This is a genomic window from Hoyosella levis (assembly GCF_026008515.1).
GTDB lineage: Bacteria > Actinomycetota > Actinomycetes > Mycobacteriales > Mycobacteriaceae > Lolliginicoccus > Lolliginicoccus levis.
On the sequence record NZ_BQYM01000006.1, the window covers coordinates 165,236 to 188,776 of the forward strand.

At 67.5% G+C, this 23,541-nt stretch carries 24 protein-coding genes and 1 riboswitch; of the genes, 8 read left to right on the top strand and 16 right to left on the bottom strand.

Translation table 11 applies throughout. The features are described 5' to 3' along the window. Positions 1-62 precede the first annotated feature (62 nt). From QC765_RS08435 to rraA, 3 genes are all read right to left on the bottom strand, one after another. Complete coding sequence (locus QC765_RS08435) at positions 63-1,358, bottom strand: alpha-hydroxy-acid oxidizing protein (RefSeq protein WP_278313996.1); 1,296 nt, start codon at positions 1,356-1,358, stop codon at positions 63-65. Between the two features lie 26 nt (positions 1,359-1,384). Further along, positions 1,385-1,753 (bottom strand): DUF5313 family protein, encoded by a 369-nt coding sequence (locus QC765_RS08440; RefSeq protein ID WP_278314058.1) that lies wholly within the window; start codon positions 1,751-1,753, stop codon positions 1,385-1,387. A gap of 110 nt (positions 1,754-1,863) precedes the next feature. After that, positions 1,864-2,346, bottom strand: a complete 483-nt coding sequence (rraA, locus tag QC765_RS08445; protein ID WP_278313997.1) for a ribonuclease E activity regulator RraA — start codon at positions 2,344-2,346, stop codon at positions 1,864-1,866. A gap of 163 nt (positions 2,347-2,509) precedes the next feature. Here rraA and QC765_RS08450 point away from each other — a divergent pair, with 163 nt between their 5' ends. Next, positions 2,510-4,063: a succinic semialdehyde dehydrogenase gene (locus tag QC765_RS08450; RefSeq protein ID WP_278313998.1), complete on the top strand. Its 1,554-nt coding sequence runs from the start codon at positions 2,510-2,512 to the stop codon at positions 4,061-4,063. Positions 4,064-4,200: 137 nt separating this feature from the next. Here QC765_RS08450 and QC765_RS08455 read toward each other — a convergent pair whose 3' ends face one another. The 5 genes from QC765_RS08455 to QC765_RS08475 all read right to left on the bottom strand — a co-directional run bounded on the left by QC765_RS08455 (position 4,201) and on the right by QC765_RS08475 (position 8,493). After that, complete coding sequence (locus QC765_RS08455; protein WP_278313999.1) at positions 4,201-4,626, bottom strand: CsbD family protein; 426 nt, start codon at positions 4,624-4,626, stop codon at positions 4,201-4,203. A gap of 145 nt (positions 4,627-4,771) precedes the next feature. Further along, on the bottom strand, positions 4,772-5,893 hold the full coding sequence (gene pgfA, locus QC765_RS08460) for a cell envelope lipid trafficking protein PgfA (RefSeq protein ID WP_278314000.1): 1,122 nt from the start codon (positions 5,891-5,893) through the stop codon (positions 4,772-4,774). Positions 5,894-6,038: 145 nt separating this feature from the next. Beyond that, positions 6,039-7,031, bottom strand: a complete 993-nt coding sequence (locus QC765_RS08465; RefSeq protein WP_278314001.1) for a CopD family protein — start codon at positions 7,029-7,031, stop codon at positions 6,039-6,041. A 17-nt stretch (positions 7,032-7,048) separates the two neighbouring features. After that, positions 7,049-7,675, bottom strand: coding sequence for a copper resistance protein CopC (locus tag QC765_RS08470; protein ID WP_278314002.1), 627 nt, complete (start codon positions 7,673-7,675; stop codon positions 7,049-7,051). 143 nt (positions 7,676-7,818) lie between these two features. Then, positions 7,819-8,493 (bottom strand): DUF6474 family protein, encoded by a 675-nt coding sequence (locus QC765_RS08475; protein ID WP_278314003.1) that lies wholly within the window; start codon positions 8,491-8,493, stop codon positions 7,819-7,821. A gap of 130 nt (positions 8,494-8,623) precedes the next feature. Here QC765_RS08475 and QC765_RS08480 point away from each other — a divergent pair, with 130 nt between their 5' ends. Then, positions 8,624-10,273, top strand: a complete 1,650-nt coding sequence (locus tag QC765_RS08480) for a TM0106 family RecB-like putative nuclease (protein WP_278314059.1) — start codon at positions 8,624-8,626, stop codon at positions 10,271-10,273. 199 nt (positions 10,274-10,472) lie between these two features. Here QC765_RS08480 and QC765_RS08485 read toward each other — a convergent pair whose 3' ends face one another. The 6 genes from QC765_RS08485 to QC765_RS08510 all read right to left on the bottom strand — a co-directional run bounded on the left by QC765_RS08485 (position 10,473) and on the right by QC765_RS08510 (position 15,849). Further along, on the bottom strand, positions 10,473-11,282 hold the full coding sequence (locus QC765_RS08485; protein ID WP_278314004.1) for an alpha/beta fold hydrolase: 810 nt from the start codon (positions 11,280-11,282) through the stop codon (positions 10,473-10,475). A gap of 234 nt (positions 11,283-11,516) precedes the next feature. Then, positions 11,517-12,302, bottom strand: a complete 786-nt coding sequence (locus QC765_RS08490; RefSeq protein WP_278314005.1) for a CbtA family protein — start codon at positions 12,300-12,302, stop codon at positions 11,517-11,519. Then, on the bottom strand, positions 12,293-12,487 hold the full coding sequence (locus QC765_RS08495; RefSeq protein WP_278314006.1) for a CbtB domain-containing protein: 195 nt from the start codon (positions 12,485-12,487) through the stop codon (positions 12,293-12,295). The genes QC765_RS08490 and QC765_RS08495 overlap by 10 nt, the downstream gene beginning before the upstream one ends. Positions 12,488-12,542: 55 nt before the next feature. Continuing rightward, a riboswitch (cobalamin riboswitch) is annotated at positions 12,543-12,624 on the bottom strand. A 30-nt stretch (positions 12,625-12,654) separates the two neighbouring features. Beyond that, on the bottom strand, positions 12,655-14,361 hold the full coding sequence (gene ilvD, locus QC765_RS08500) for a dihydroxy-acid dehydratase (RefSeq protein WP_278314007.1): 1,707 nt from the start codon (positions 14,359-14,361) through the stop codon (positions 12,655-12,657). A 140-nt stretch (positions 14,362-14,501) separates the two neighbouring features. Then, on the bottom strand, positions 14,502-15,266 hold the full coding sequence (locus tag QC765_RS08505) for an SDR family NAD(P)-dependent oxidoreductase (protein WP_278314008.1): 765 nt from the start codon (positions 15,264-15,266) through the stop codon (positions 14,502-14,504). Between the two features lie 79 nt (positions 15,267-15,345). Next, entirely contained in the window at positions 15,346-15,849 is a 504-nt protein-coding gene (locus QC765_RS08510) for a peptidase (RefSeq protein WP_278314060.1), read from the bottom strand. A gap of 265 nt (positions 15,850-16,114) precedes the next feature. Between QC765_RS08510 and mgtE the strand changes: the two genes are divergently transcribed. After that, complete coding sequence (mgtE, locus tag QC765_RS08515; protein WP_278314009.1) at positions 16,115-17,482, top strand: magnesium transporter; 1,368 nt, start codon at positions 16,115-16,117, stop codon at positions 17,480-17,482. A 77-nt stretch (positions 17,483-17,559) separates the two neighbouring features. Here mgtE and QC765_RS08520 read toward each other — a convergent pair whose 3' ends face one another. Then, entirely contained in the window at positions 17,560-18,183 is a 624-nt protein-coding gene (locus QC765_RS08520; protein ID WP_278314010.1) for a superoxide dismutase, read from the bottom strand. 238 nt (positions 18,184-18,421) lie between these two features. Between QC765_RS08520 and msrA the strand changes: the two genes are divergently transcribed. Continuing rightward, complete coding sequence (msrA, locus tag QC765_RS08525) at positions 18,422-19,084, top strand: peptide-methionine (S)-S-oxide reductase MsrA (RefSeq protein ID WP_278314011.1); 663 nt, start codon at positions 18,422-18,424, stop codon at positions 19,082-19,084. A gap of 3 nt (positions 19,085-19,087) precedes the next feature. On the opposite strand, the gene QC765_RS08530 is transcribed toward msrA, so the two are convergent. Further along, entirely contained in the window at positions 19,088-19,963 is an 876-nt protein-coding gene (locus tag QC765_RS08530) for a DUF4429 domain-containing protein (RefSeq protein ID WP_278314012.1), read from the bottom strand. A 367-nt stretch (positions 19,964-20,330) separates the two neighbouring features. Here QC765_RS08530 and QC765_RS08535 point away from each other — a divergent pair, with 367 nt between their 5' ends. The 4 genes from QC765_RS08535 to QC765_RS08550 all read left to right on the top strand — a co-directional run bounded on the left by QC765_RS08535 (position 20,331) and on the right by QC765_RS08550 (position 23,541). Then, the gene (locus QC765_RS08535) at positions 20,331-20,672 is read left to right on the top strand and encodes a rhodanese-like domain-containing protein (RefSeq protein ID WP_278314013.1); all 342 of its coding nucleotides are present in this window, start codon (positions 20,331-20,333) and stop codon (positions 20,670-20,672) included. A gap of 55 nt (positions 20,673-20,727) precedes the next feature. Beyond that, positions 20,728-21,603 carry a DUF4328 domain-containing protein gene (locus tag QC765_RS08540; RefSeq protein ID WP_278314014.1) on the top strand — a complete coding sequence of 292 codons (876 nt, stop codon included), beginning with the start codon at positions 20,728-20,730 and terminating at the stop codon, positions 21,601-21,603. Positions 21,604-21,733: 130 nt separating this feature from the next. Beyond that, on the top strand, positions 21,734-22,552 hold the full coding sequence (locus QC765_RS08545; protein WP_278314015.1) for a glycerophosphodiester phosphodiesterase: 819 nt from the start codon (positions 21,734-21,736) through the stop codon (positions 22,550-22,552). 68 nt (positions 22,553-22,620) lie between these two features. After that, on the top strand, positions 22,621-23,541 hold the full coding sequence (locus QC765_RS08550) for a DUF5926 family protein (RefSeq protein WP_278314016.1): 921 nt from the start codon (positions 22,621-22,623) through the stop codon (positions 23,539-23,541).

Sequence of the window (23,541 nt, forward strand, 5' to 3'; positions counted from 1 at the left end):
GTTTGCGGCCGAGGAGCTTGCGGCCGGGGAGCTCGCGGCCGAGGAGCGAGCGGCTCGCGTGTCTACGCCTGGGGAAAGAGAGCCTCGGGGGTGATCTCGCTGATGCTCCGCAGGCCGCTCAGCCCCATGGTCAGGTCAAGCTCGGCCCGCAGGTTTCCGATCACCTCCGAAACACCATCGCTGCCGGCGAGGGCGAGGCCCCAGGCGTATGGCCGACCGATGAGCACGAGGTCGGCGCCGAGCGCGATCGCCTTGAGGATGTCCGCGCCAGTGCGCACGCCGCTATCAAGCATGACCCGCATGTCTCCCGCTGCGGCCTTCACCGCGGGCAAGGCGTCGAGGCTCGCGATCCCGCCATCGATCTGTCGGCCACCGTGGTTGCTTACTACGACGCCATCGACGCCAAGGTCAGCGGCACGGCGCGCATCGTCGGGGTGGAGGATGCCTTTGAGCACGATCGGCAGGCGCGTCAGCTCCCGCGCCGCGGCGATGTCATCCCATGTCAGCGACGGCCGGGAGTAGATGCGCAGGAACGTCTCCACCGCTGCGCGGGGCTGCGCCGAGAGCAGGTTCGGCAGGAACCGTCCCGGATAGTGCTGCGTCATGCTGACGAGCGTGCGCACGGTGTCGCGGGTGAGCCGCACGTCTGGCTTGCCCACGGGCTCGTTGAGGATGCGGTTGCGCACGATCCGGGCGAACACGGGATCGCTGGTGTACTGGGCGATTCCCTGGCCCTGGCTGAAGGGCAGCGATCCCCAGTTCAGATCGCGGGGGCGCCACCCCAGCATCGTTGTGTCGAGCGTGATGACCAGTGCCTCGGCTCCGCAATCCTCGGCGCGGCGGATGAAGCTGTGCACGAGCTCGTCCTCGGTGCTCCAGTACAGCTGGAACCAGCGCGGCGCGCTGCCCATCGCGGCAGCACAGTCCTCCATCGGCACCGACGCCTGGTTCGAGAAGATGAAGGGCACACCGGCCTCGGCGGCGGCGCGGGCCACGGCAAGGTCCGCTTCCTCGTGGGCGAGCTCGAGCACCCCGATCGGCGCGAGCGCGATGGGTGCCGGGAGCTTCCTGCCGAAAAGCTCGACCGTGAGATCCCGTTCCGAGACGTCGCGCAGCACCCGCGGCACGATCGCCCACCGATCGAAAGCAGATCGATTTGCGCGCATCGTGGCCTCGGAGCCCGCGCCCCCGGCCAGGTATGCGGCTGCCTTGTCCGGCAAGACCGCCATCGCCGCTTCCTCGAGGCCCGCGGGATCGGTCGGCACGGCTGGCATGCGACCGCTCACCCCGTCGCGATAGATCCGGTCCTGGCGCTGCCGGCCCGCGTTGATGGCGTCCGGGCTCTCCGACTTGGTCACAGCACGAGTCTAGGCATCCGCCTGGCCTAGTGGCCGAAGCGACGCTCGTAGTCGGCGCGTTCCCTGTCCTTGCGCTCCTGCTCCCGCCGTGACATCAGGCCGGGATCGAGGTCATGGCTGATCAAGCGATGCCGCCGGTAGACGTAGGTCAAGGCGATGAGGAAGTAGACGTACGGGATGAGCAGCAGCATCATCATCGCGCCGATCACCCATAGCGGTCCTGGAACGAGCAGGAACAGCGCGAGCAGCGGGAGCAGTGGCAGGAGGCCACGGATGAGGTAGCGGCGGGTCGCCCCCGGGCCGGTGAGGTCATGCTCGACCCAGTCATGCAGATGAGGGGGAAGGACACGGCCGAACGCGTAGCCGATCCGCTCCCGCGCGGTGGGCCGCGCCATCGGCGTGACGATTCCCGGGTCGCCCACAGGGGCAGGGTGGTCGCCCGGGGGAGGGGAGACGAACCGTGCCCGCCGCCCGCGATGATCCCGCCGCCCGTGATGATGGCGTGTCACGGCGTCACGACGACCACGCCATCGTCGTCGCTGTAGACCACGTCGCCCGGATTGAAGGTCACTCCACCGATCGTGACCGGCACATCCCGGTCGCCCTCGTTGGTCTTGGTGGACTTCCGCGGGTTCGTGCCCAGCGCCTTGACGCCGATCTCCATGGTGCGCAGCATGGCCGAATCGCGGACCGCGCCGTTGATGATGATCCCCGCCCAGCCATTGCCACGGCCTAGCTCCGCGATCACATCGCCGACGAGAGCGGTATGCACGCTCGCATCGCCATCGATCACCAGAACGCCACCGTTGCCCGGCTCGCCGAGCACGGACTTCAGCAGGGCGTTGTCCTGGAAGCACTTGACGGTGGACACGGGGCCGGAGAACTTCGTGCGGCCACCGAACTGGATGAACTGGGTATCGCAGCTGCGAATGCCGGGGCCGATCTCATCGGCGAGATCGGCGGTCGAGGAGAATTCCACACTGCTCACAAGAGCATCCCTTCGCGGTTGGGGCAGGACTATTCCCTCAACGGTAGTACAGCGCAGCGGTGCGTATCGCGTCGAGCGCGCCGTGCGGGGTCCGATTCCGGACATGGGCGGAGTAACCTGGAGTTGATCCGACAAATCCATCTCCGACCCAAGGAGAAAGTAGATGCCTGCTCCGTCAGCCGAGACTTTCGCGCGCCTCGCGAAGCTCGTGGCGATTCCCGATGCTGCCAACCGGGAGACCCGTACGGTGACCGAGACGTTCACCGGTCGCGAGCTCGCGACGATCCCGGTCGGCACGGCCGAGGATGCTGTCGCTGCCGTCGAGCGTGCCCGCGCCGCGCAGAAGGAATGGGCCAAGGTCCCGGTCGCCGAGCGGGTCAAGATCTTCCACCGCTACCACGACCTCGTGCTCAGCCGTCGCGACACGCTGCTCGATCTCGCCCAGGCCGAGACCGGCAAGTCACGCGCCGCGGCCCTCGAGGAGGTCCTCGATATCGCGATGACCGCTCGCTACTACGCGCGCAATGCCACCAAGCTGCTCCAGAAGAAGAGCGTTCAGGGACTCTTCCCCGCATTGACGAAGACGTCCGTCAACTATCGCCCCAAGGGCGTGGTGGGGATGATCACGCCGTGGAACTATCCGATGACTCTCGCCGTCTCGGACGCGATCCCGGCGATCATCGCTGGCAACGCCGTCGTGATCAAGCCGGATAGCCAGACCCCCTACTGCGCGCTCGGCGTCGCTGAGCTGCTCTACGAGGCCGGCCTGCCCAAGGACCTGTTCGCGGTCGTCCCGGGGCCCGGCTCGGTGGTGGGCACCGCGCTGGTCGAGACCACGGACTACATCATGTTCACCGGTTCCACGGCCACCGGCCGTCTCCTCGCGGAGCAGTGCGGTCGCCGGTTGATCGGATTCTCCGCCGAGCTGGGTGGCAAGAACCCGATGATCGTGACCAAGGGCGCGAACATCAACCACGTCACCGAGGCGGCGCTGCGCGCGTGCTTCTCCAACTCGGGCCAGTTGTGCATCTCGATCGAGCGCATCTATGTCGAGGAGGCCGTGGCGGATGACTTCGTCAAGACGTTCGGCGAGAAGGTCCGCAACCTCGAGCTCAGCAATGACTACACCATCAGTTCGGCGATGGGCAGCCTGATCTCGGAGTCCCAGGTGCAGAACGTGCAGGCACACGTGGACGATGCGGTCGCGAAGGGCGCGACGGTCGTTGCTGGTGGCAAGGCTCGTCCGGATCTCGGACCTCTGTTCTTCGAGCCGACGGTGCTCGCGGGCGTCACCCCGGAGATGGATGTGTATCGCACAGAGACCTTCGGACCGCTTGTCTCGATCTATTCCGTCAAGGACGTCGAGGAAGCCATCGAGATGGCCAACGACACCGAGTACGGGCTGAATGCGAGCGTGTGGGCGTCGAGCGATAGCGAGGGGGAGAAGATCGCGGAGCGCATCAACTCCGGCACCGCGAACGTCAACGAGGGCTATGGCCCCGCCTGGGGCAGCCTGGGCGCACCGATGGGTGGCATGGGCGTCTCGGGCATGGGACGGCGCCACGGACCCGAGGGGCTGCTCAAGTACACCGAGCCGCAGACCGTCGCCGTCCAGCGCATCCTGGATCTCGGCGGCCCGAGCTGGCTGGACTCGAAGTACTTCTCGCAGGCGCTGCCCTACGGCGTCAAGGCGATGAAGTTCATCCCGGGACGCTAGAGCCAGGCCTCCTGGACCGGCGCGAGCCTGCCGGGTAGTCCCGCCCTAGCAGGACAATGGCCCCCTCCGCCAAGGCGGAGGGGGCCATTGTCGTTCAGTTCACCGGGCGGGCACGTGGCCTGCCAGCAGTGCGTGGATCAGCGATTGCGGATCGCCCGCACCAGGAAGAACAGCACGATCGCAGCAACGACGGCAGCGGCAGCGGCCCCTGCCTTGCGGGTGTCGGCCTCATCGAGCTCGGAGAGCGAATCGAACGTGGCGCGCCGCAGGTCAGCCACCTTGTCCTCGACCGAGGTGCGTGCTTCGGCAGCAGCAGCACGGCCACTGGTGACGGCCTCGCCAGTCTTCTCCTTCACCGAGGAGGACACCTCGTTGGCTCGTGCGGCAGCATCGTTGGCCTTGGCGCGCGCGACCTCGGCAGCGCTCTTCACGGATTCCTTGGCGTTCGCCGCAGCCTGCTGGGTCTGGCCCTCTGCCTTGAGCGAAGCATCACCGGCGACGGATCCGGTGGCTTCCTTCGCTGCGCCTGCGATCTTGTTGGTGGTGTTCTCGGGGTCTGCCATGCGTCGCTCCTTCACGGGACTGTTGTACAGTCCGTCATTGTGTTGGGTACCGGTGTGACTCGACTCTATCGCGTATTCAGCGTCGCCGTACCAGCAGATCGGCGATATTCCGGCGCCAGCGCGTGATCAATGCGTGATTGGCCGATCAGTATTGGCTGGGAGAATTCCAGTCATCGTCATGCTCCCCGGTGCCATCGTCAGTGCCATGCTCACTGCCATCCTCTAGGTTCTCGTCGGCGCGTTCCGGCTCGCGGCCCGACCGCACTCCTAGCACGATCCCCGCGACCAGCGCGATGATCCCGGCCCCGCCGAGCAGCCAGGGCAACGGCAGGGGCCCGGTCTTGAGCTGCACGAGGTCCTTGTTGGCGGAGGCGTCGGCGACGCGGTTCTCCACTGTTGCGTCATTGAGCTCGGCGTCGTAGCTCAGGACCGTGAGGGCCTGGTCGTCGGGGGCTGTGCCGTAGTATTGGCGCAATTGCTCCTGCCCGTCGACGATCGTGCCGGTGACGGGCTCGACGAAGATGTCCCGGATGTTCGTGTAGTAGCGGTTCATGAACACGACCTCGTCGGCGCCCTCGCTGCCCTCTTCCGCGAGCCCCCAGGCGGACCGGGGCAATCCGAGCCTATTGGAAGCATCGCGGGTGGCGCGGTAAAGATCCACGGGCTCGATCTCGTGCCGGAAATGGAAGACATCGAGACCATTGATGGTCGTTTCCTCGACGAAGTCGATATCGAAAGTCTGGCGTGCCGTCAGGTCGAAATAGGGGTAGGACTGCTGCTGCACGTCGAACGGGAACTTGTACTGCAGCCCATCACGGGGCAGTTCCATCGGCGGGCCCTCGCGGGTGACCTGCAACGACGCCGGCGGATCATCCACGGGCATAGCGGTGACCCGGTCGATAGTCACCCGGTCGATGGTGGCGTTGAGCAAGCCACGCGCTCCCTGCTCGTCCGTGCGCGACAAGGTGAAGCCAGCTTGCAGGGTCACGAGTTCCTCGCCCGACGGCTCCTCCACCGTCGTGTGGCGCTGCGCGCGCACGGGGACGTCCGACTCGACGGCATCGGGATCGCCACCGAGGAACCGGGCCGAGTTCAGGATCGACGCCGTTCCCTCCGAGATCGTGGTGATCTCCAGATCGAGCGGTGTCTTCTTCAGCTTTGGCACGGCATACAGCGGCAGCAGCAAGGCAGTGACGAGCAGGAGCGTCCCGAGCCCCACGAGCACGACCGCCGTGACGCGCCGCGAGCCTTGCGATGCTGATGCCATGAACTGTCCTTACATCGTCCCGGAAATGCTGGACCGGTTTCCGCGCGGCCAAGGCACGCCGGTCCGGCCAGGTGGAGCCTGGTAACTCGACGATAACAGCCAGCAACAGTCCAGCGATGCCAAGGCAGCACCTCACGCCGGCGATTCACGGCATATCGCCCATCAAGGGGACCGGTGTGGCCGCGAGGGCCGCCGCGATTCCAAGGGCCACAGCCATGACGACTGCCTCGATTACCGATCGGCGCAACGACCTGCTGGCCTCGTGCTGGTGCGCGCGTGCTGCTCCGACCCAGTTCGCGCGAGCCCGCCAGCCCAGCCCCAAGAGGACAATCAGCAGCGCGGTCTTGGCGAGCAGGATCCGGCCATAGCCCGTCCCCGGCAGCGCCGCGGGTCCAGGCAGGACCAGCGCTGCCGCGGCCACTCCACTGGCGGCGAGAGCGAGAACGCACCACCAAGCCAGCCGCGAGAATGCGGGGAGCGCATGGGACCATTCGGATCGGGAGCGCGCGGTCAGAGCGATCGCCACTAGCCCGCCGCACCACGAGCCCGCCGCCAGGACATGCACCGCCACGAGAAGCCCGCTTGCTGAGCTGTGCATGGCATGTCCTGAAAGGGGGCCGCACACCAGCGCGAGAGCCGCGATCGCGCACGCGGGAGCATCCCAGGAACCGGCGGTGCCCCGCTGAGCGAGGATTGCCATCCCGGCGATCAACAGCGTGCAGGCGAGCACTACGAGGGAGACCTGGCCCGCCGAGATGCCCACTGCATACTCGCCAAGCTGTGCCAGGCTCAATCCGAGCACCGGCACCCCGAGCAGGTCCGCCGCGCTCGCCACGGCTTGCGCGGCAGCGAGGACCATCCAGGCCAGCGCGACCACGAGAAGCATGCGCCACTGCCTCTCGTGCAGGCTGGCCGCGCGTGCCTTGCCGCGACCCGGCCCGCCGCTCGAGCGATGCAGGAAACCCACGGCGGCCAGGCCGAGCGTGGCCACCCCGGCTCCGAGCGCGGCGGCGCGGGTACCGACCGCCAGCACGGCGGGATCGGCCGGAGCGAGCAGCAGGGCCAGGCAGGCACCCGATACGGTGGCCGCGGCGAGCCCCGCGAGCAGTGGCGCTGCCCGCGCGGGAGCGGGTGTCACCGAAGCGTCATGGGGGGTCAGCGCCGCCGTGTCATCGAGACCACCGTGACCCCGACTCCGATGAGCAGCACGATGATCGCCCCGATCAGGAATGGCCAGACGGGCATGGAGGAATCATCAGCATCGGGGTCGCCACTGTCGGGCAATCCGCTCGAGGCATCGCTGTCCTGCGCCGGCTCCGAGGATCCTGCCCCGGTGCCGTCGCCGGTGCTGTCGCTGTCGCCAGAACTGTCGCCAGAGCTGTTGCCGGAGCCGTTGCCGGTGAACGTGAACTCGACAGTGCCGCTCACAGGGTGGCTATCGGCGGAAATGACGCGGTAGGCGATCGTGTAGGTGCCGGAAGGCCCGAGATCGCGCACGGAGACGAATGCCGAGGATCCCTCGACCCGCACATCATCGAGCGACCACCGCGCTCCTTCCGGGCCCGTGACCGTGACCGCGGCGAACGCCTCCTGAAGCGGCTCATTGAACGTCACCCGCACTTGCTCGGGCGAGGCATCAAGGCTCGCGCCGGAAGCAGGATCGGACTCGACCAGCGCGGCATGGGCGGAGGCGGCCGCCGGCATGACCACGCCTAAGCACAGCAGCGCAGCGAGCATCGCGCCGACGGCGCGCAGCGAGAGAGCGGAACGGGTGGAATGCATCGGATCCTTCCCTGGAGAACCATGTGGCACCGTGCCCCGCGGCGGGGCCAGGCAAGCAAGGCGCAAGCTCAATCCTGGTTACCACGCCGCAGGGTGGCGCGCCACGTCACAGCCCTGGAGAAGGTGGCAACGCGCGGGAAGTACTACCGGACGCCTAGCCGGGCAAGCAGGTCCGCCTCGATACCGTCGAGCTCGGTAGCGATGGCCTGGTGAGCTGCTCGACGGCGGGCAGGAGCCATCCGCTCGGCGGCCCGCACGGCGGTATTCAGCTCATCGAGCCGCGTCTTGATGGCCCCGGTGAACTGCTTGACCTCAGCGTTCTTGGGATCACGCTCATGGACTTCCCGCGTAGAGGCTTCGGCGCCAGAGATCCGGGCGCCAAGCTTCGCGCCGTAGCCGGTGAACTTGCCGAGCTCCTCCACCGGAACCCCGTAGTTGCGAGCACGACGGGTGTCGAGATAGCCGCGGGCCGTGGTCACGCCGCGATACACCACGGGAACGAGGACGGGAGCGAGGATCCTGGTCACGCCCACCATCCGCTTGGCACGGTTCACCGTCAGCTTCCCTTCCGCAGCAGCCCTGGCATTCTGCTCGGCGATCTTGAGATCATTCTCGGAAACCTTCATCTGGGCCTTTTCGGCGCGCTTGCGCGCCTTGTCATCCTGCTTGGCCAGCTTGCGCTCGAGCTTCATGGCCCGTGCGGAGTTGCGGGAATCATTGCGCGCGGCCAGCCGTGCCTCGGTCTTGGCCTTGGCCTTGAGAGCCTTGGCCTCCGCCTTGCGTGTTGCGCGACTGGGTTTCTTGCTGAACAAACCCATTCGAGTTTCCTCCCTCATGGCGGCGTGATCCGTGGTGCTCGCCGGTGGACGATCAGTGACCATATTCGCTTCTACCCTAGGACAGGGAATAGGGTTCGTCATCGTGAACCCGCAGTCTGGTGTCCGCGTCCTGCTTGATGCGAGTGTTGTTTCCCGATGCCGCCACCGAGTACACCTTGACGCCACCGCTGCTCGTGCGGGAATGAACGAATTCGCTCGGCGCCCGGTGCCAGCAGGGGCCGTTCAGCGGCGGGAGGCCGCCGCGCTGCACCGGCGAGCCGTTCGCGAGATGATGGCTGCCCATCATCACCAGGGCTGGACCACCATCGATCCTGATCAATCGATGCGCGATCGCGCCAGCGACACCCTCGCCGCATGCGAGGCAGGCTTCCACTGGATCTGGGGCGCCGTGCTGCCCGTCGACGAGAATGGTCGCCGTGGCGCGGCCGAACTGCTGGTCAGGGATGACAGCGGCACGGGATACATCCCCATCATCGTCGTCAACCACAAGGTCACCGACCCTGGTCGTGGCGCGATGACCTCACCGGTTACCGGGTTCGATCCGCGACCTGACCCCCGCCGCAGGATCCGCAGCCAGCCTCGCGACCCGTTCCGGCTCGCGCACCTGTACCGCATCCTCGAATCACTCGGGCTCGCCGCGCCACGCGCGGTCGGTGGAGTCATCGGCTACGAGGCGGACTGCATCCTCGTCCACGATCTCGCCCGCGAGTCCCCCGGATACGGCCGCAGCGTGCTGGCCGAGTACGACCTGCGGCTCGCCGATCGCCGCGAAATCGTCACCGGACAGGCCCCCACCTCCCCGGACCGCGTGGGGGAATGCAAGATGTGCGAGTGGTGGCCGCACTGCAAGACCGAGCTCGAGGAGCACCACGACGTCTCACTCGTGGTCAACGGCGCTCAGGCCACGATCCTGCGCGAGGGGGGCATCCGCACCGTCGATGAGCTCGCTAGCACGCGCGCGAGCACGCCCGTGGCATGGCATGGAGTGCCGTTCGAGCATGTCCAGGTATTCGCCCGGGCCTGGCTTCATGAGGTCCCGCTGATCAGGATGGTCGAGCGGCCACAGGTCCAGCGCGCGGACATCGAGGTAGATATCGACATGGAGAGCTACCAGGACCACGGTGCCTACCTCTGGGGAACGTTGCTCACCGAGCAGGGGAGCGAACCACGCTACCGGCCATTCGTCACCTGGGAGCCGCTGCCCACCCGCGATGAGGGCCGCATCTTCGCGGAGTTCTGGGACTGGCTGACCGGCATCCGGCGCGATGCCGCGCAGCGAGGCCTGACGTTCGCGGCCTACTGCTACTCCAAGAACGCCGAGAACCGCTGGCTGCTGGAATCCGCGCAGCGCTTCCGCGGCATGAACGGCATGCCCTCGGTCGCGGAGGTCACCCGCTTCATCGAGTCCGACGAATGGGTCGACATGCTCGACGCCGTGCAGGAGCAATTCCTGTGCCCGCACGGCCGAGGCCTGAAGAAGGTTGCCCCCGTCGCGGGATTCACCTGGCACGACGCGGAGGCCAGCGGCGAGGCATCGATGAGCTGGTACCGCGATGCCGTTGCCTTCGAGGGCGGCTCTCCGGAGCTTTCCCAGCAGCAACGAATCCTGCGCTACAACGAGGACGATGTCTGGGCCACGCGCGTGCTGCGGGAGTGGATGGACTCGCCCCGCGTGCTGGAGGTACCCACGCAGGAAGAGCTCAACGAGCGGTACCGCGCCGAGCTCGGCGACGACGACGTGCGGGATCAGTCCGGATAGGTGCCGCGGACCAGGCGGTGCCGCGTCCCCGCCACCGCAAACGCGATAGAAGCGGCGAAAATCCCAGGTCAGCTTCTATCGCGTTTGACGGTTTCCGGTGCTTTTGCCGCGCACCGCCGCCGAGGAGACTCAAGCCGCCGAGGAGACACGAGCCGGCCGGGAGTCCCGGGCGCTACCAGCTCGCTGCCGCGAGGAGCGGTCAGCGGGTGCTGCGGACCGCATCCATGATCGTCCCGGCGACAACGTCGGGGCGGGAGATGTGTATCGCGTGCGCGCCATCGACCTCCGTGACCGTAGCGCCTGCCCGCTCGGCCATGACGCGCTGGGCGCGGGTGGGCACTGCCATGTCCTGCCTGGGGATCACATACCAGCTGGGCGTCGTCTGCCAGGCAGCGTGGGTGACGGGCTCGAGGTTCGCGGTGAGCGCGAATGATCGCTGGTTCTCGGCGAGCTCGCGTGCTTGCTGCTCGGGCAGGTCGGCGGCAAATGCCTCGCGGAACCGGTCCGGGTCGATGACGAGATCGATGTTGGCGCCGAGCAGGTTGGTGTCGTCGGAAACGACGCGGGGCTGCACGACGGGAGGCAGGAGCTTGCCCTCGGGGTATCGGAGCGGATCGATCGTGAGCTGCGCGGGCTCCCCGGGCGCCGGCGCGATGCCCGCCACGTAGACGAGTGCCTCGACGCTGGGATGGGTGGTGTTGGTGATGACAACTCCGCCGTAGGAGTGCCCGGCGAGCACGACGGGACCGTCGATGGTGTCGAGGACCGCATTGAGCGCGGCAGTGTCATGCGCCGGGCCTCGCAGGGGATTGTTGACCGCGACCGTGCGGTAGCCGGAATCGCGTAGTGCATCCTCCACGGCCGCCCAGCTGGTCTTGTCGGAGAAAGCTCCGTGGACGAGCACCACGGTCGGTGGTGCTTGCGCGGAACTGATGGCGGGGACGCCCGCGAGGGTCGCGATGGCGGCGAGGAACGCGATCAGGAGGCTCGTGGCGCGGCGTGCGATCATCGGGGTGCTCCCCATCCTCGAGAATGCTGTGACATGGTTCACAGTACCGGGGGTGGTGCGGCCGCGCATCCAATCGCTTGCGCCGTGGACGCCCTGTCCCCGCCACCGCAAACGCGATAGAAGCGGCGGAAATCCCAGGTCAGCTTCTATCGCGTTTGACGGTTTCCGGTGCTTTTGCCGCACGCTGGCGCAGGAGCGCGCCCGCGCCACGAGCCACACCGCGCGCCCGCAGAACTAGCCCAGTGCCATTCGACGCGCGGCCCGCTCGCTGAGCAGCGCGAACGCTGCACCGAGAGCCAGCCACAATGTCCCCTGGACGAGCAGGGAGGCCATCCGGAAATCCCACAGCAGGCTCGCGGGGAAGTCGGCGCCCACCTCGTCGACGCCGGGCAGCACGAGATAACCAGTGGCCACCACGGTGAGGAACGCCGCGATCGATGCCAGGGCGCGCAGCTCGCTCCCGGTCCGCGCTGGTACCCAGGAGCGGGCGAGGATTCCCGCGCCGATGGCAACAAGCCCCACGAGGACGATCCCGCACCACAGCAGCGTCCGCTCGGTGATCGTCGCTGGGTCACCCACGGCAGGAGGGTTGGCGGGGTACTTGAAGAACGGCACTGCCTCGAGCGCGAGCCAGCCGCATCCCGCGATGGCGAGCACGAGCGCCGGGCCGCTCAGGGTGACGCGGCGACGGGCATGGTGGGCGATCACGGCGACGATGGCACCAAGCGCCATGCCGACCAGCGTGGTGGTGAGGAACAGGCCGAGCTTCTGCCCAGCGCGGCTGATCAGGGCATCGTCGCCATGATCGTGGGTATGGCCGTCCCCGTGAGCAGCGGCCTCCTCGATGGCGATGGCCGCATCGATCAGCGGCTCGCCGAGGAGGAACCCCACCGCGCCCGCAGCGATCCCAGCGATCACGCCAGCAGCCAGCCCGCGGAGGACGAGGGAGCCGAGCGTTCCCTCGAGCGGGCGACTCGCTGGAGCAGCACCCTGGACGGTCGTTTGGCCGGTCAGTGGCATGGCACGCCCATCAGGTGGCGGCCATCGTGCATCAGCTCGTGCATGAGCATCCCGGTGCCGGTGAGGGCACCTTGCTCGAAGGCAACGATGTAGAGCACGAGGGCGGCGCCAGCCATGATGGCGAGGGCGAGCAGCGCGGCGCGCACCGAATGGGCGCTGGCGCGGGGTGCGGACTGGATGGTCATGTGTTCCTCCTGGGATCGTCGCGTCCCAATTGCGGATGGTGACCGCCATTGCCGAGGTCTGGGCTCCCTCGCATGACCAGCGTGGCTGGCAGCGAGGTCACAGTGGCGCGACCGCCCCGGATTTGCACCGGGTTCCCGGCAATGTCGATAGGTGTGCAGCTCGAATACTAGCCGCACACCGCCCCGTTGGATGCCGGGCCCACCAGCTTGGCGTACTTGGCGAGCACGCCACGCTCGTAGCGCGGCGGCAGCGGCGCCCAGCCTTCCTGCCGCCGGGCGAGCTCGGCCTCGTCGACCATCAGGTCGAGGTGACCGTTGGCCACGTCGAGGCGGATCTCGTCACCGTCCTGCACGAACGCGATCGGGCCAGCATCCACGGACTCGGGGGCGATGTGGCCCACGCAGAGCCCGGTGGTGCCCCCGGAGAACCGGCCATCGGTAATGAGCAGGACATCCTTGCCGAGCCCGGCGCCCTTGATGGCACCGGTGATCGCGAGCATCTCCCGCATGCCGGGCCCGCCCTTGGGTCCCTCGTAGCGGATCACGACGACATCGCCGGCGGTGATCGTGCCGTCCTCGAGCGCGTCGAGGGCGGCACGCTCGCGCTCGAACACGCGCGCTGTCCCGACGAAGACGTCGGTATCGAACCCGGCGGACTTGACGACAGCGCCGCCCGGCGCGAGGGAGCCGTGGAGGATGGTGATGCCACCGGTGGGATGGATGGGCTTGCCGAGAGCGCGGAGCACCTTGCCATCCGGGTCTGGCGGACGGATCCCAGCGAGGTTCTCCGCCACGGTCTCGCCGGTGACGGTGAGGCAATCCCCGTGCAGCAGGCCCGCGTCGAGCAGGGCCTTCATCACGACGGGCACGCCGCCGATCTTGTCGATATCAGTCATGACGTACTGGCCGAAGGGCTTCACGTCGGCGAGGTGGGGGACCTTGCGCCCGATGCGCGCGAAGTCGTCGAGGGTGAGCTCCACCTGGGCCTCGTTGGCGATGGCGAGCAAGTGCAGCACGGCGTTGGTGGAGCCACCGAGCGCCATGACCACGGCGATGGAGTTCTCGAGCGCTTCCTTGGTGAGGATGTCCTTGGTGGTGATGCCGCGGCGCAGCATGTTCACCACCGCCTCGCCTGACTTGCGGGCGAAGCCATCCCGGCGCCGATCGGTCGCTGGCGGCGCGGCGCTGCCAGGCAGTGACATGCCCATCGCCTCGGCGGCGCTGGCCATGGTGTTGGCGGTGTACATGCCGCCGCAGGCGCCCTCGCCGGGGCAGATGGCCCGCTCGATGGCGTCGACGTCCTCGCGGCTCATCAGGCCGCGCGAGCAGGCGCCGACGGCCTCGAAGGCGTCGATGATCGTGACTTCCTTCTCCGTGCCGTCGGAGAGCTTCACCCAGCCTGGCAGGATCGACCCGGCATAGAGGAACACCGAGGCGAGCTCGAGGCGGGCAGCAGCCATCAGCATGCCCGGCAGCGACTTATCGCACCCCGCGAGCAGCACCGAGCCATCGAGGCGTTCCGCGCTCATCACGGTCTCGACGCTATCGGCGATGATCTCGCGCGAGACCAGCGAGAAGTGCATTCCCTCGTGGCCCATGGAAATGCCGTCGGAGACGGAGATCGTGCCGAACTCCATCGGGTAGCCGCCCGCGGCATACACCCCGTCCTTGGAGGCCTTGGCGAGCCGGTCGAGGGAGAGGTTGCAGGGGGTGATCTCGTTCCATGACGAGGCCACGCCGATCTGCGGCTTGGTGAAGTCCTCGTCGGACATGCCGATGGCGCGGAGCATGCCGCGCGCGGCGGAACGCTCCAGCCCGTCGGTCACGTCGCGGCTGCGCGGCTTGATGTCGACCTCGTCGTTGTTCGTCGTCATCGGTACTCCTCGGCGGTGCTCGTGCGGGGTCACTATCCGCTGCCCATTGTTCTCCCCACGGATGTGGCACATGCAACAGGGGCCACATCCGTGGGTCGGAGCGGCAGTAGTCCAGTGCTGGACCGGTGTTGGGTCTACGGCTAGCGCGGTGCCATGCGCAGCGCGCCATCCATGCGGATGGTCTCGCCGTTGAGGTAGTCGTGCTCGATGATCATCCGCGCGAGCTGGGCGAACTCGGCGGGCTGGGCGAGCCGCTTGGGGAATGGCACGCCCTCGCTGAGGCCGAGCCGGTACTCCTCGGTGACCCCGGCGAGCATGGGGGTATCGACGATGCCCGGAGCGATGGTGTTGACCCGGATGCCGAACTGGGCGAGGTCGCGCGCGGCCGGCACGGTCATGCCATGCACGCCGCCCTTCGAGGCGCTGTAGGCGATCTGGCCGACCTGACCCTCGAATGCCGCGACCGAGGCGGTGTTGATGATGGCTCCACGCTGCCCGTGCTCGTCCACCGGCTCGGTCTTCGCGATCGCCTCGGCCGCGAGGCGCATCACGTTGAAGGTGCCGAGCAGGTTCACGGTGATCACGGTGCGGAACAGCTCGAGATCGTGCGGTCCATGCTTGGACAGGATGCGCCCGGCCCAGCCGACGCCGGCGCAGTTGACCGCGATGCGCAGCGGCTCGCTGCCCGCCTCGACCTGCTCGATCGCAGCCTTGACCTCGGCATCGCTGGTGACATCGGTCGCGATGAGCGTGATGCCCGCGGGGGCGGGGCCGGCGCGATCGATCGAGCTCGCGAGATCGAGGCCGTAGACCGTGGCGCCCGATTCGACGAGGGCGGCCGCGGTGGCGGCGCCGAGGCCTGATGCCGCGCCAGTGACGATGGCGGCGCTTCCGGAGATGTTCACGAGGAGGTCCTTCCTGGCAGGGGAGCAGCCACGATTGCGTGACACGCTGTCTCTGGAAAAGCGTAGCGCGCGGCTGGTCCTAGGCCGCGAGCAGCATCGCGAGCACTGCGGTGTCAGGGTCGGCATTGAGGTCGATCCCGATCTTGTTGATCATGCTCGTCACTGTTCCCTCCATGTCTGCCTCGACCCACGACGCGCGATGGTCGAGCCCGAGGTCCGGGATTCCTGGCAGGAGCAGGCATCCGGACGCGGCGGCCGCGCACTCCGGCAAGCTCGGGCGGGTCTCGGAGGGTGGGTGCAGCATGAGCAGCGCGGGGGGTTGCTCGGCGGCGAAGGCGCCGGGGCGAACGGCATGCTCGCCCAGCACCGGTCCCACCGCGATCAGTAGTCCCACGGCGTTGGGGACCAGGCTCTCCGGGCGATCTTCCCGCGCTCCGAATACCATGGTCGTGGGCAGCAGCCCGGGTAGTGACGCGATGCGCACGGCGTGGATGAGCAACTGGGACCACTCCTTGGTGCTCTCGGGCCAGCGGCCGCTCAGCAGGAATCCGCGCAGCGTGCCATTCTGCTCGAACGGAGACATCTCGACCGATCCTGGGAACACGGCTCCACCTCCTGCCTGCGCCAGTAGCGCGGAACCGTGGTTGGCGCGCGCCCTGTGCTAGGACTATGAGCAATTATCCCGCTGGCACACAAGATTGGTCGAGTGCCAGTGAGTTCGGCTGAGTTCGTCCGAGTTCGTCGCCAGTACATGCGGTGGACACGTGCTGGTGCGACAGTGTGAATAATCGTCTGGGGCGCTGGACCCGGAAGCCATCCAGTCCTGGAACCGTGGAGAGGGGAGTCGTGTGATCGCTGAGGATCTCGACACGGCCATCAATGAGTGGCCTGATCGGCTGCGCGAGGGCCAGCTCGCTACGGTGGGGCGCGAGGCGTCAGAGCTGCCGCTGCCCGACCTCGTGTGGGTGCTCGAGCGGTTGCGCGTGCAGGACAGGGCGATCGTGTTCCGGCTGCTGCCCAAGGGGCTCGCGCACGAGGCGTTCGAGCGATTCGACGAGGGCCTGCGCGCCGAGTTGTTCACCAGCCTCCGTGATGACCAGGTGATCACGTTGTTCGGGGATCTCGATCCCGATGATCGCGTGCGCTTGATCGACGAGCTGCCAGCGAATGTCGCGCGCAAGCTGATGCAGGGGTTGTCCAAGCACGAGCGCGAGCTGACCGCGCCGATCCTTGGCTATGACCGGGGCTCGATCGGCCGCTGGATGAGCACCGAGTACGTGCGCGTCCTCGATACCCAGACCGTGCTCGAGGCGCTGACGCAGATCCGCCACCGCGGGCGCGACGCCGAGACCATCTACACGGTTCCGGTCACGGACTCGACGAAGCAGCTCGTGGGCGTGGTGAGCCTGCGCGAGCTGATGCTCGCCGACTCGGGCCGCGCGGTGGGGCAGATCATGAACGAGCCGATCAGCGTGGCTGCCTCGGAGGATGCCGAGACCGCGGCCCGCCGTTGCCTCGATGCGCAGGTCCTTGCCCTGCCGGTGGTCGACAAGGAGGATCGCATCGTGGGCATCCTCACCGTGGATGACGCGGTGCAGATCATCTCCCAGGCCGAGGAGGAGGATGCGGCGCGCGCGGGCGCGGCAGAGCCGCTTGGCCGCCCCTACCTCTCGACGCCCGTGCGGACCCTCGTGCGGTCCCGGGTCGTGTGGCTGCTCCTGCTCGCCGTCTCGGCAGTGGCGACGGTGGGTGTCCTCGACCATTTCGAGGGCGATCTCTCCCAGGCAGTGACCCTGGCCGTCTTCATCCCGCTCATCATCGGTACGGGCGGCAACACTGGCTCGCAGGCGGCGGTGACGATCACGCGCGCCGTGGCGGTGGGCGATGTGCGGCCGCGCGATGTGGGCATCGTGCTGCTGCGCGAGATCCGCACGGGTGCCGCCCTCGGTGCTCTGCTGGGAACGCTGGCTTTCGTGGCGATCGCCCTGGTCGCGTTGTTCTTCGAGGGCTACAACCTGGATATCGGGCTGGTGGTGGCCCTGTCGATGCTGGCTATCTGCACGCTCGCCGCCTCGGTGGGCGGGGTGATCCCGTTGTTCGCCAAGGCAGTGAAGATCGACCCGGCGGTGATGTCCACGCCGTTCATCTCGACGTTCGTCGATGCGACGGGCCTGATCCTGTACTTCGTGATCGCGAAGCTCGTGCTTGGGCTCTAGCGGAAAGCACCAATGAAAGCACCCCTGCCGCAGGGAGACCTGGGGCAGGGGTGCTTTCTGTTGCTGCGGAGCTGTTGCTAGACGATCAGCCCGCTGGTCTGGGTGCGCGCGCGGTCGAAGCGGGCAGCGACGTCGTCCCAGTTGACGACGTTCCAGAAGGCGTTGACGTAATCGCCCTTGACGTTCTTGTACTGCAGGTAGAAGGCGTGCTCCCACATATCAAGCATGAGCAGCGGGGTGAGCCCGATCGGGATGTTGCCCTGCTGGTCATAGAGCTGCACGATGACCGGGCGAGCGCCGATGGAGTCCCAGGCGAGGATGGACCAGCCCGAGCCCTGGATGGCGTTCGCATTGGCGTTGAAGTGCGCGCGGAACTTGTCGAACGAGCCGAAGTGCTCGTCGATGGCGGCGGCGAGGTCACCGGTCGGCTTGTCGCCACCGTTGGGGGAGAGGTTGTTCCAGAACACCGAGTGGTTGGTGTGGCCACCGAGGTGGAACGCGAGGTTCTTCTCATGGAGGTTGACCACGGCGGCGATGGTGTCGTTGTCGCGAGCCTCGGCGAGCTTGTCGAGCGCGGTGTTGGCGCCGGTCACGTATGTCTGATGGTGCTTGGAGTGGTGCAGCTCCATGATCTGGCCCGAGATGTGGGGCTCGAGAGCGGAGTAATCGTAGGGCAGATCGGGAAGTGTATATACAGCCACGAGCATCCTTTCCTGAGCGAGCGCGGGAGCGCCTGTGGGTGCCTCCGGCCCGGCTGCGGATTTTGTTCTCACTACAGCCCCAACTCTTGTGCATCGGGACACATTCCGCAACAACTTCGCGCTCGGCGAATTCCCGGGCTACCTAATTCGACTCGCCGAAGAAATAGTTCAATGGCACCGAATTCCGGGGTCGTGCGCTTGGATGCCGGGGATTCCTGGGGCGCGTAGCATTTTCACCATGACATGGTTCGACGAGCTCACTGGCCGACGCAGGACCACCATGATCACGCCCGAGCAGGCCCTGCCCGGGCGTGACACCCCGATCAGGATCTCCGGGATCCACGCGGTGAACAAGCACCGCATGACGCCTCCCTTCCCTTCTGGCATGGACACCCTGGTGGTGGGGGAGGGCTGCTTCTGGGGCGCCGAGCGTGGGTTCTGGCAAACCCCCGGCGTGTACTCCACGGCCGTGGGCTACGCGGGCGGCTACACCCGGAATCCCACCTACGAGGAGGTGTGCACCGGGATGACAGGGCACACCGAGGCGGTGCTCGTGGTCTTCGATCCCGCGGTCCTGGACCTCGAGGACCTGCTCGCCGGGTTCTGGGAGTCCCACGATCCCACCCAGGGAATGCGACAGGGCAACGATGTCGGCACGCAGTACCGGTCGGCCATCTACACGATCGGCGAGCGCCAGCATGACGCTGCCACGGCATCCGCGAGCCGCTACCAGAAGGCCCTCGATGCCGCGGGGCACGGAACGATCACCACCGAGATCGCGCCGCTCGGCACCTTCTACTACGCCGAGGAGTACCACCAGCAGTACTTGCACAAGAATCCGAACGGCTACTGCGGGCTGGGCGGCACGGGCGTGAGCTGCCCGGTCGGGCTGGGCGCTTGATCATCACAAGCGATCAAGCAGTTCCTTTTTCTTCGCGGTAAACTCCGCATCCGTCAGGATCCCGTCGCCGTGCAGCTTTCCGAGCTCGCGGATCCTGTCGTAGATCTCGCTGGGCTCCACGCTGGCGGTGGTCGCGGCGGCGGCTTCGCGCTTCGTCGGCTCGGCCGCGCGCGCGTGCGCGGTGATCGTCGCGGCCATCAGCAGCAGCCGCGCTTCCTCCTCGCCCGCGCGTCCCAGCAGGCAGTGCAGATCGTTGCGCGGGCTGAGCGCTTCGCGGCCAGGCTCCCTCGGCACGAGCCGGAGGATGGCGTCGGCATCCCCGTCCTGGGGCACCCATTCCGCGCGGGCGATGCCGGCCAGCGCGATCTCCTGGCGCTGATGCAGCTTCTTCGGCGAGGGAATCCGTGCACCGGGCCAGGTCAGGGTCACTGACCGGGCGTCGCAGGACGCGGTGCCCTCCCAGGTCTGGATGTGGAACGGCACCGGAGGCACGAGGCTCGTGATGGCATTCTCGCTGATCGGTCCGGGGGCCGAGTCGCGAGCGAACTCGGCCGCCTGCATGATCGCATCCGCATGGAAGCGCGCGACCAGCTCGTCCGTGCCATTCTCGCCGACCAGGGCGAAAGGCTGGCGGTCGGCAGAGAGGGATGCCCCGGCCGAGGCGAACGGGTCCAGTCCGGCCGCCAGGCGGAGGCGCGCGACCCATGGCTCGCGGCGCTGCCCCGGCTGCACGTCCACGGCCTCGATGAACGAGACGGGCACCACGAGCCGCCCGAGCCCGCGATAGAAGGGATCGGAGCGTCGTCCCGAGTCGAACTCGATGGTCACCGTGTCGGTATCGATCGTCCAGACAGCATTCCGCCCGCGCAGCTCGTACATGCTCACCGATCGTAGGGCGTGCCGGGTGCCGCTGCCATGTGTCGCTGCCATGTTCCACGTGGAACATGCATGCACCGGTTGATCCGCTACGGGCTGCCAGGGTGTCGGCAAGGAATACGTGACGCAACAAAACGTCAACGAGATGGTGACATCCTGGTTCACCACACTGAACCGCCTGTGGATAACCCGCCATAGATGCAGGCCAGAAGCGCCACAATTGCTCGGTTATCCACCGAAACTGTGGATTAACCTGTGGATAAAGCCTGCCGGTGGGTGCTAGCGCGGCCAGTTCCGTCACGGCGCCACGAAACCGCGCGCAGCGCCGGAGCAGTGGAACGATCTCGCCCAGCCGTGCCACTATCGAAGGATGAGCGAGACGATTCCCTCCGAGCCCGCCGCCGAGATCCCCGATGCGGGGGATGGTGGCGTCACTCTCGTTGACGTGCGCGAGCAGGACGAGTGGGACCAGGGGCATGCGCCGGGCGCGCTGCACATCCCGATGGTCGACATGCCAGCGCGCTACGGCGAGATCGACCCCGACGACGACATCTACATCGTCTGCCGCAACGGTGGGCGAAGCTTCCAGGTGACCCTATGGCTGCAATCGGTCGGATACGATGCCACCAACGTGTCCGGCGGCATGGTCGCCTGGCAGAAGGCCGGACGCCAGATCGAATCCGCTGATGGCGGGGCCGGATACATCTACTAGCACCAGTCGCGGCAACGGTTCGTGGACTGCCGCGCATCGGGAAGGGGCAGCGACCATGACGACTCCTCGGTCGCCGCGCCCGCTCCATCCCGTCCTGCAGCGCCCGCTGGACCATCGGTGGACCGCCAGCCCGCCCCCGGGCGAGAATCCCGCCCGCACCGTCCGGCCCAAGCGCGCTCCCGCGAGCACCCCCCGCTACACGCGGGTCCCGGCCTGGGGCCTGCACCAGGAGCCTTCCCGGCCAGTGCCTGCCCCGCGATCGAGGCTCCAGTCCCTTGCTGGCTACGCGCCGCTCCTCCTGAGGTTCACCGCGGTCCTGTACCTCGCATCGGCCATGGCGGAGCTCATCCGGTACGGGATCGTCCTGGCGAATCGCGATCGCTTGCTCTCGCCGCTGATCGCGCACGGCTCGGATTTCCTCGTCGTCACCCTCGCCATCACGGCGCTGCTCTTCGCGATCGGAACCGTCATCGCGTCCGCCGCCTGGCTCGTCGAGCATCGCCGGCAGTGGTTCGCGCGGGAGGGGCTCGTGGATCCGAGGCGGCCCCGTGTCCAGTTCGTCGCCAGCTTCCTTCCGCCGTTCACGCTGTTCTACCCGGGAACCCTGCTCGGTGAAATCATCCACGAGGAACAGGCGCGGGATGGCGACGATCATGAGGCCACCGTCTCGGGCGCGCTCCTCAAGGCCTGGTGGACGCTGTGGGTTGTGACATGGGGCTGCGCCATCGCCAGCGCGGCCTGGCGGATCGCCGACACCATCCAGGCGCAGGCCAATGGCATCCTCTTTGCCGCGTTGGCCAACGTGCTCGCGGCGGGCTGCGCGATCGCGGCACTGCTGCTTATCCAGCATCGCGAAGCAATGCATGGTGGATCCGCGGAGGTGGCACGCGCGCGATCGCCGAAGCGGTGGATCGCGTCGGTCTCTGCGTAGCCGCGAGCGTTCACCCAACCGGTGGGCAGCGTCAGTGTTGTCTTAACCTCATGCTCTTGCCTTCGTATCCTTGGTACGAAAACATGGGGGTGTGACCCGCAGACAACCAGGTCATCCTGGCATTCCACCAATGGTGGCCGCGCACCGAGGGGCATCGGGCGAGCGGCCCGAGCACACCCTTGCTGCCTACGAGCTCGCATTGCAGCAAGGTGCCGACGCGCTCGAGTGCGATGTCCGGCTGACCCGCGACGGAACGCTGATCTGCATGCACGACAGGAAGATCGATCGCACATCGAGTGGACGTGGCGTGGTCAGCTCGATGACGCTGGATGATCTGCGAGCTCACGATTATGGCCGGTGGCACGCGCAGATGCAGGGCCGGCAGCGCTCCGCGGTGGCTCTCGGCGATCCCGAGATCGCGGATGCCGCGGTCGACCGGTACTCCGAGCCGCTCTCGGTGCTCACTCTCAGCGAGTTGCTCACGCTCGTGCTCGACTGGGGGACGCCCAAGACATTGTTCATCGAGACGAAGCATCCGGTCCGGTACGGGGCGCTCGTGGAGGCAAAGCTCATCGCGGAGCTGCGACGGTTCGGGCTCGCCAGCAAGCCTGCCGGCAGCAGGCCACCAGTCGTGATGATGTCCTTCGCGCCCTCGGCCGTGTTCCGGATCCGCCGGTCGGCCCCGGCGCTGCCCACGGTGCTGCTCGGCGAGAACTCCCGCTACCTCGGCTACCGGCCCACGACCAATGGCGTGCCAGCCGCGATCGGACCCTCTATCGAGATGCTGCGGGAACACCCACGGGTGGTCGAGCGCGCACGCTCCGCCGGACGATCCACCTACGTGTGGACCGTCGACGAGCCCGCTGATGTCCAGCTCTGCCGGGACCTCGGCGTCCGCTGGATCGCCACGAACTATCCCGAGCGCACCAAGAAGCTCCTCGGGGGCTAGCCGGCCGAGGAGGTATCGGGCGAGTGCCGCTGCGCTCTCCCGGCGGCCCGAGGCGGTAGGTTGGCAGCGTGGGTAAGAAGAGCAAGAGAAACACAGGTCCACGCGATGGCAGCCGTCGTGCCGAGAAGATCGCGCAGCGGCAAGCGCGGCTCGCCGATCAGCCCGTTCGCCGCCCGTTCGAGGGCTTCGCCGCGGAATGCGACCTCGTGGCCATGCGGGAATTCGTCCCCTCGGCCACCGCGCACCTGCCTGGAGCCACCGAGCAAGCGGGGAGGCCGGTAGGGATCGCGACCGTCCTGCCGGGGGCGGTGGCCGCGCTCGTCCGCCAGGACAGCGCCGACGCGCCGGGCGAGGCGCTCGCTGGGCTCCAGGTGGCGATGCAATCCGGCAATCCGGCGCGCGATCTCGCGGAATCCTTGCGATGGGTGGCGACGGCGGAGCCAGGCACCTCGCTGCAGCAGGCCGATACGGCTTCGTCGAGCGCGAAGCTCGCTGACTCCCTGCCAACGGATGAGCTGCTGCGGATCAGCGTCCACAATGACTTCAACTGGTGGATTCCCGAGGGGGTCGAGGCATCCGGGGAGACCGGCGTGGCGGTGCAGCGCGCCAACGAGATGATCATGCCGTCCGCGCGGCTCGACGCGGACGAGCTCGTCGCTGCCTGGTGGGTGGATGCCGGCGAGAAGGCGCACTTGCGCTGGGTGCGTCCCGAGGACGAGGACGCCCTGATGATGGCGATGGCCCGGTTGCACGCGGCGGGACAGCTGACCCTCGGGCCCGAGTCCCGGTTCGCGGGCTCGTTCCGCACCCATGGCCTGCTCGTGCCCGTCTTCGACCTCGATCCGGAGATGCATCCCGATGAATGGGTGGCACCGGCGGTGGAGCTGCAGGGCAGGATGGCCGAGGCGCTTGCCTCCGATGCGCCGCTCAACCTGGAGGAGCGCCGGGCCCGCGACGGCATCATTGGGCGCCAGGTCACTCTCCGCTAG

Coding starts and splice junctions, on each gene's coding strand:
- QC765_RS08440 (WP_278314058.1), bottom strand. CDS start 1,753: ATGGCGCGGCCCACCGCGCGGGAGCGGATCGGCTACGCGTTCGGCCGT.
- QC765_RS08490 (WP_278314005.1), bottom strand. CDS start 12,302: ATGCCACTGACCGGCCAAACGACCGTCCAGGGTGCTGCTCCAGCGAGT.
- QC765_RS08530 (WP_278314012.1), bottom strand. CDS start 19,963: ATGTACGAGCTGCGCGGGCGGAATGCTGTCTGGACGATCGATACCGAC.
- ilvD (WP_278314007.1), bottom strand. CDS start 14,361: ATGACGACGAACAACGACGAGGTCGACATCAAGCCGCGCAGCCGCGAC.
- QC765_RS08455 (WP_278313999.1), bottom strand. CDS start 4,626: ATGGCAGACCCCGAGAACACCACCAACAAGATCGCAGGCGCAGCGAAG.
- QC765_RS08495 (WP_278314006.1), bottom strand. CDS start 12,487: ATGACCATCCAGTCCGCACCCCGCGCCAGCGCCCATTCGGTGCGCGCC.
- msrA (WP_278314011.1), top strand. CDS start 18,422: ATGACATGGTTCGACGAGCTCACTGGCCGACGCAGGACCACCATGATC.
- pgfA (WP_278314000.1), bottom strand. CDS start 5,893: ATGGCATCAGCATCGCAAGGCTCGCGGCGCGTCACGGCGGTCGTGCTC.
- QC765_RS08545 (WP_278314015.1), top strand. CDS start 21,734: ATGGTGGCCGCGCACCGAGGGGCATCGGGCGAGCGGCCCGAGCACACC.
- QC765_RS08450 (WP_278313998.1), top strand. CDS start 2,510: ATGCCTGCTCCGTCAGCCGAGACTTTCGCGCGCCTCGCGAAGCTCGTG.
- QC765_RS08470 (WP_278314002.1), bottom strand. CDS start 7,675: ATGCATTCCACCCGTTCCGCTCTCTCGCTGCGCGCCGTCGGCGCGATG.
- QC765_RS08535 (WP_278314013.1), top strand. CDS start 20,331: ATGAGCGAGACGATTCCCTCCGAGCCCGCCGCCGAGATCCCCGATGCG.
- QC765_RS08475 (WP_278314003.1), bottom strand. CDS start 8,493: ATGGGTTTGTTCAGCAAGAAACCCAGTCGCGCAACACGCAAGGCGGAG.
- QC765_RS08485 (WP_278314004.1), bottom strand. CDS start 11,282: ATGATCGCACGCCGCGCCACGAGCCTCCTGATCGCGTTCCTCGCCGCC.
- QC765_RS08510 (WP_278314060.1), bottom strand. CDS start 15,849: ATGTCTCCGTTCGAGCAGAATGGCACGCTGCGCGGATTCCTGCTGAGC.
- QC765_RS08540 (WP_278314014.1), top strand. CDS start 20,728: ATGACGACTCCTCGGTCGCCGCGCCCGCTCCATCCCGTCCTGCAGCGC.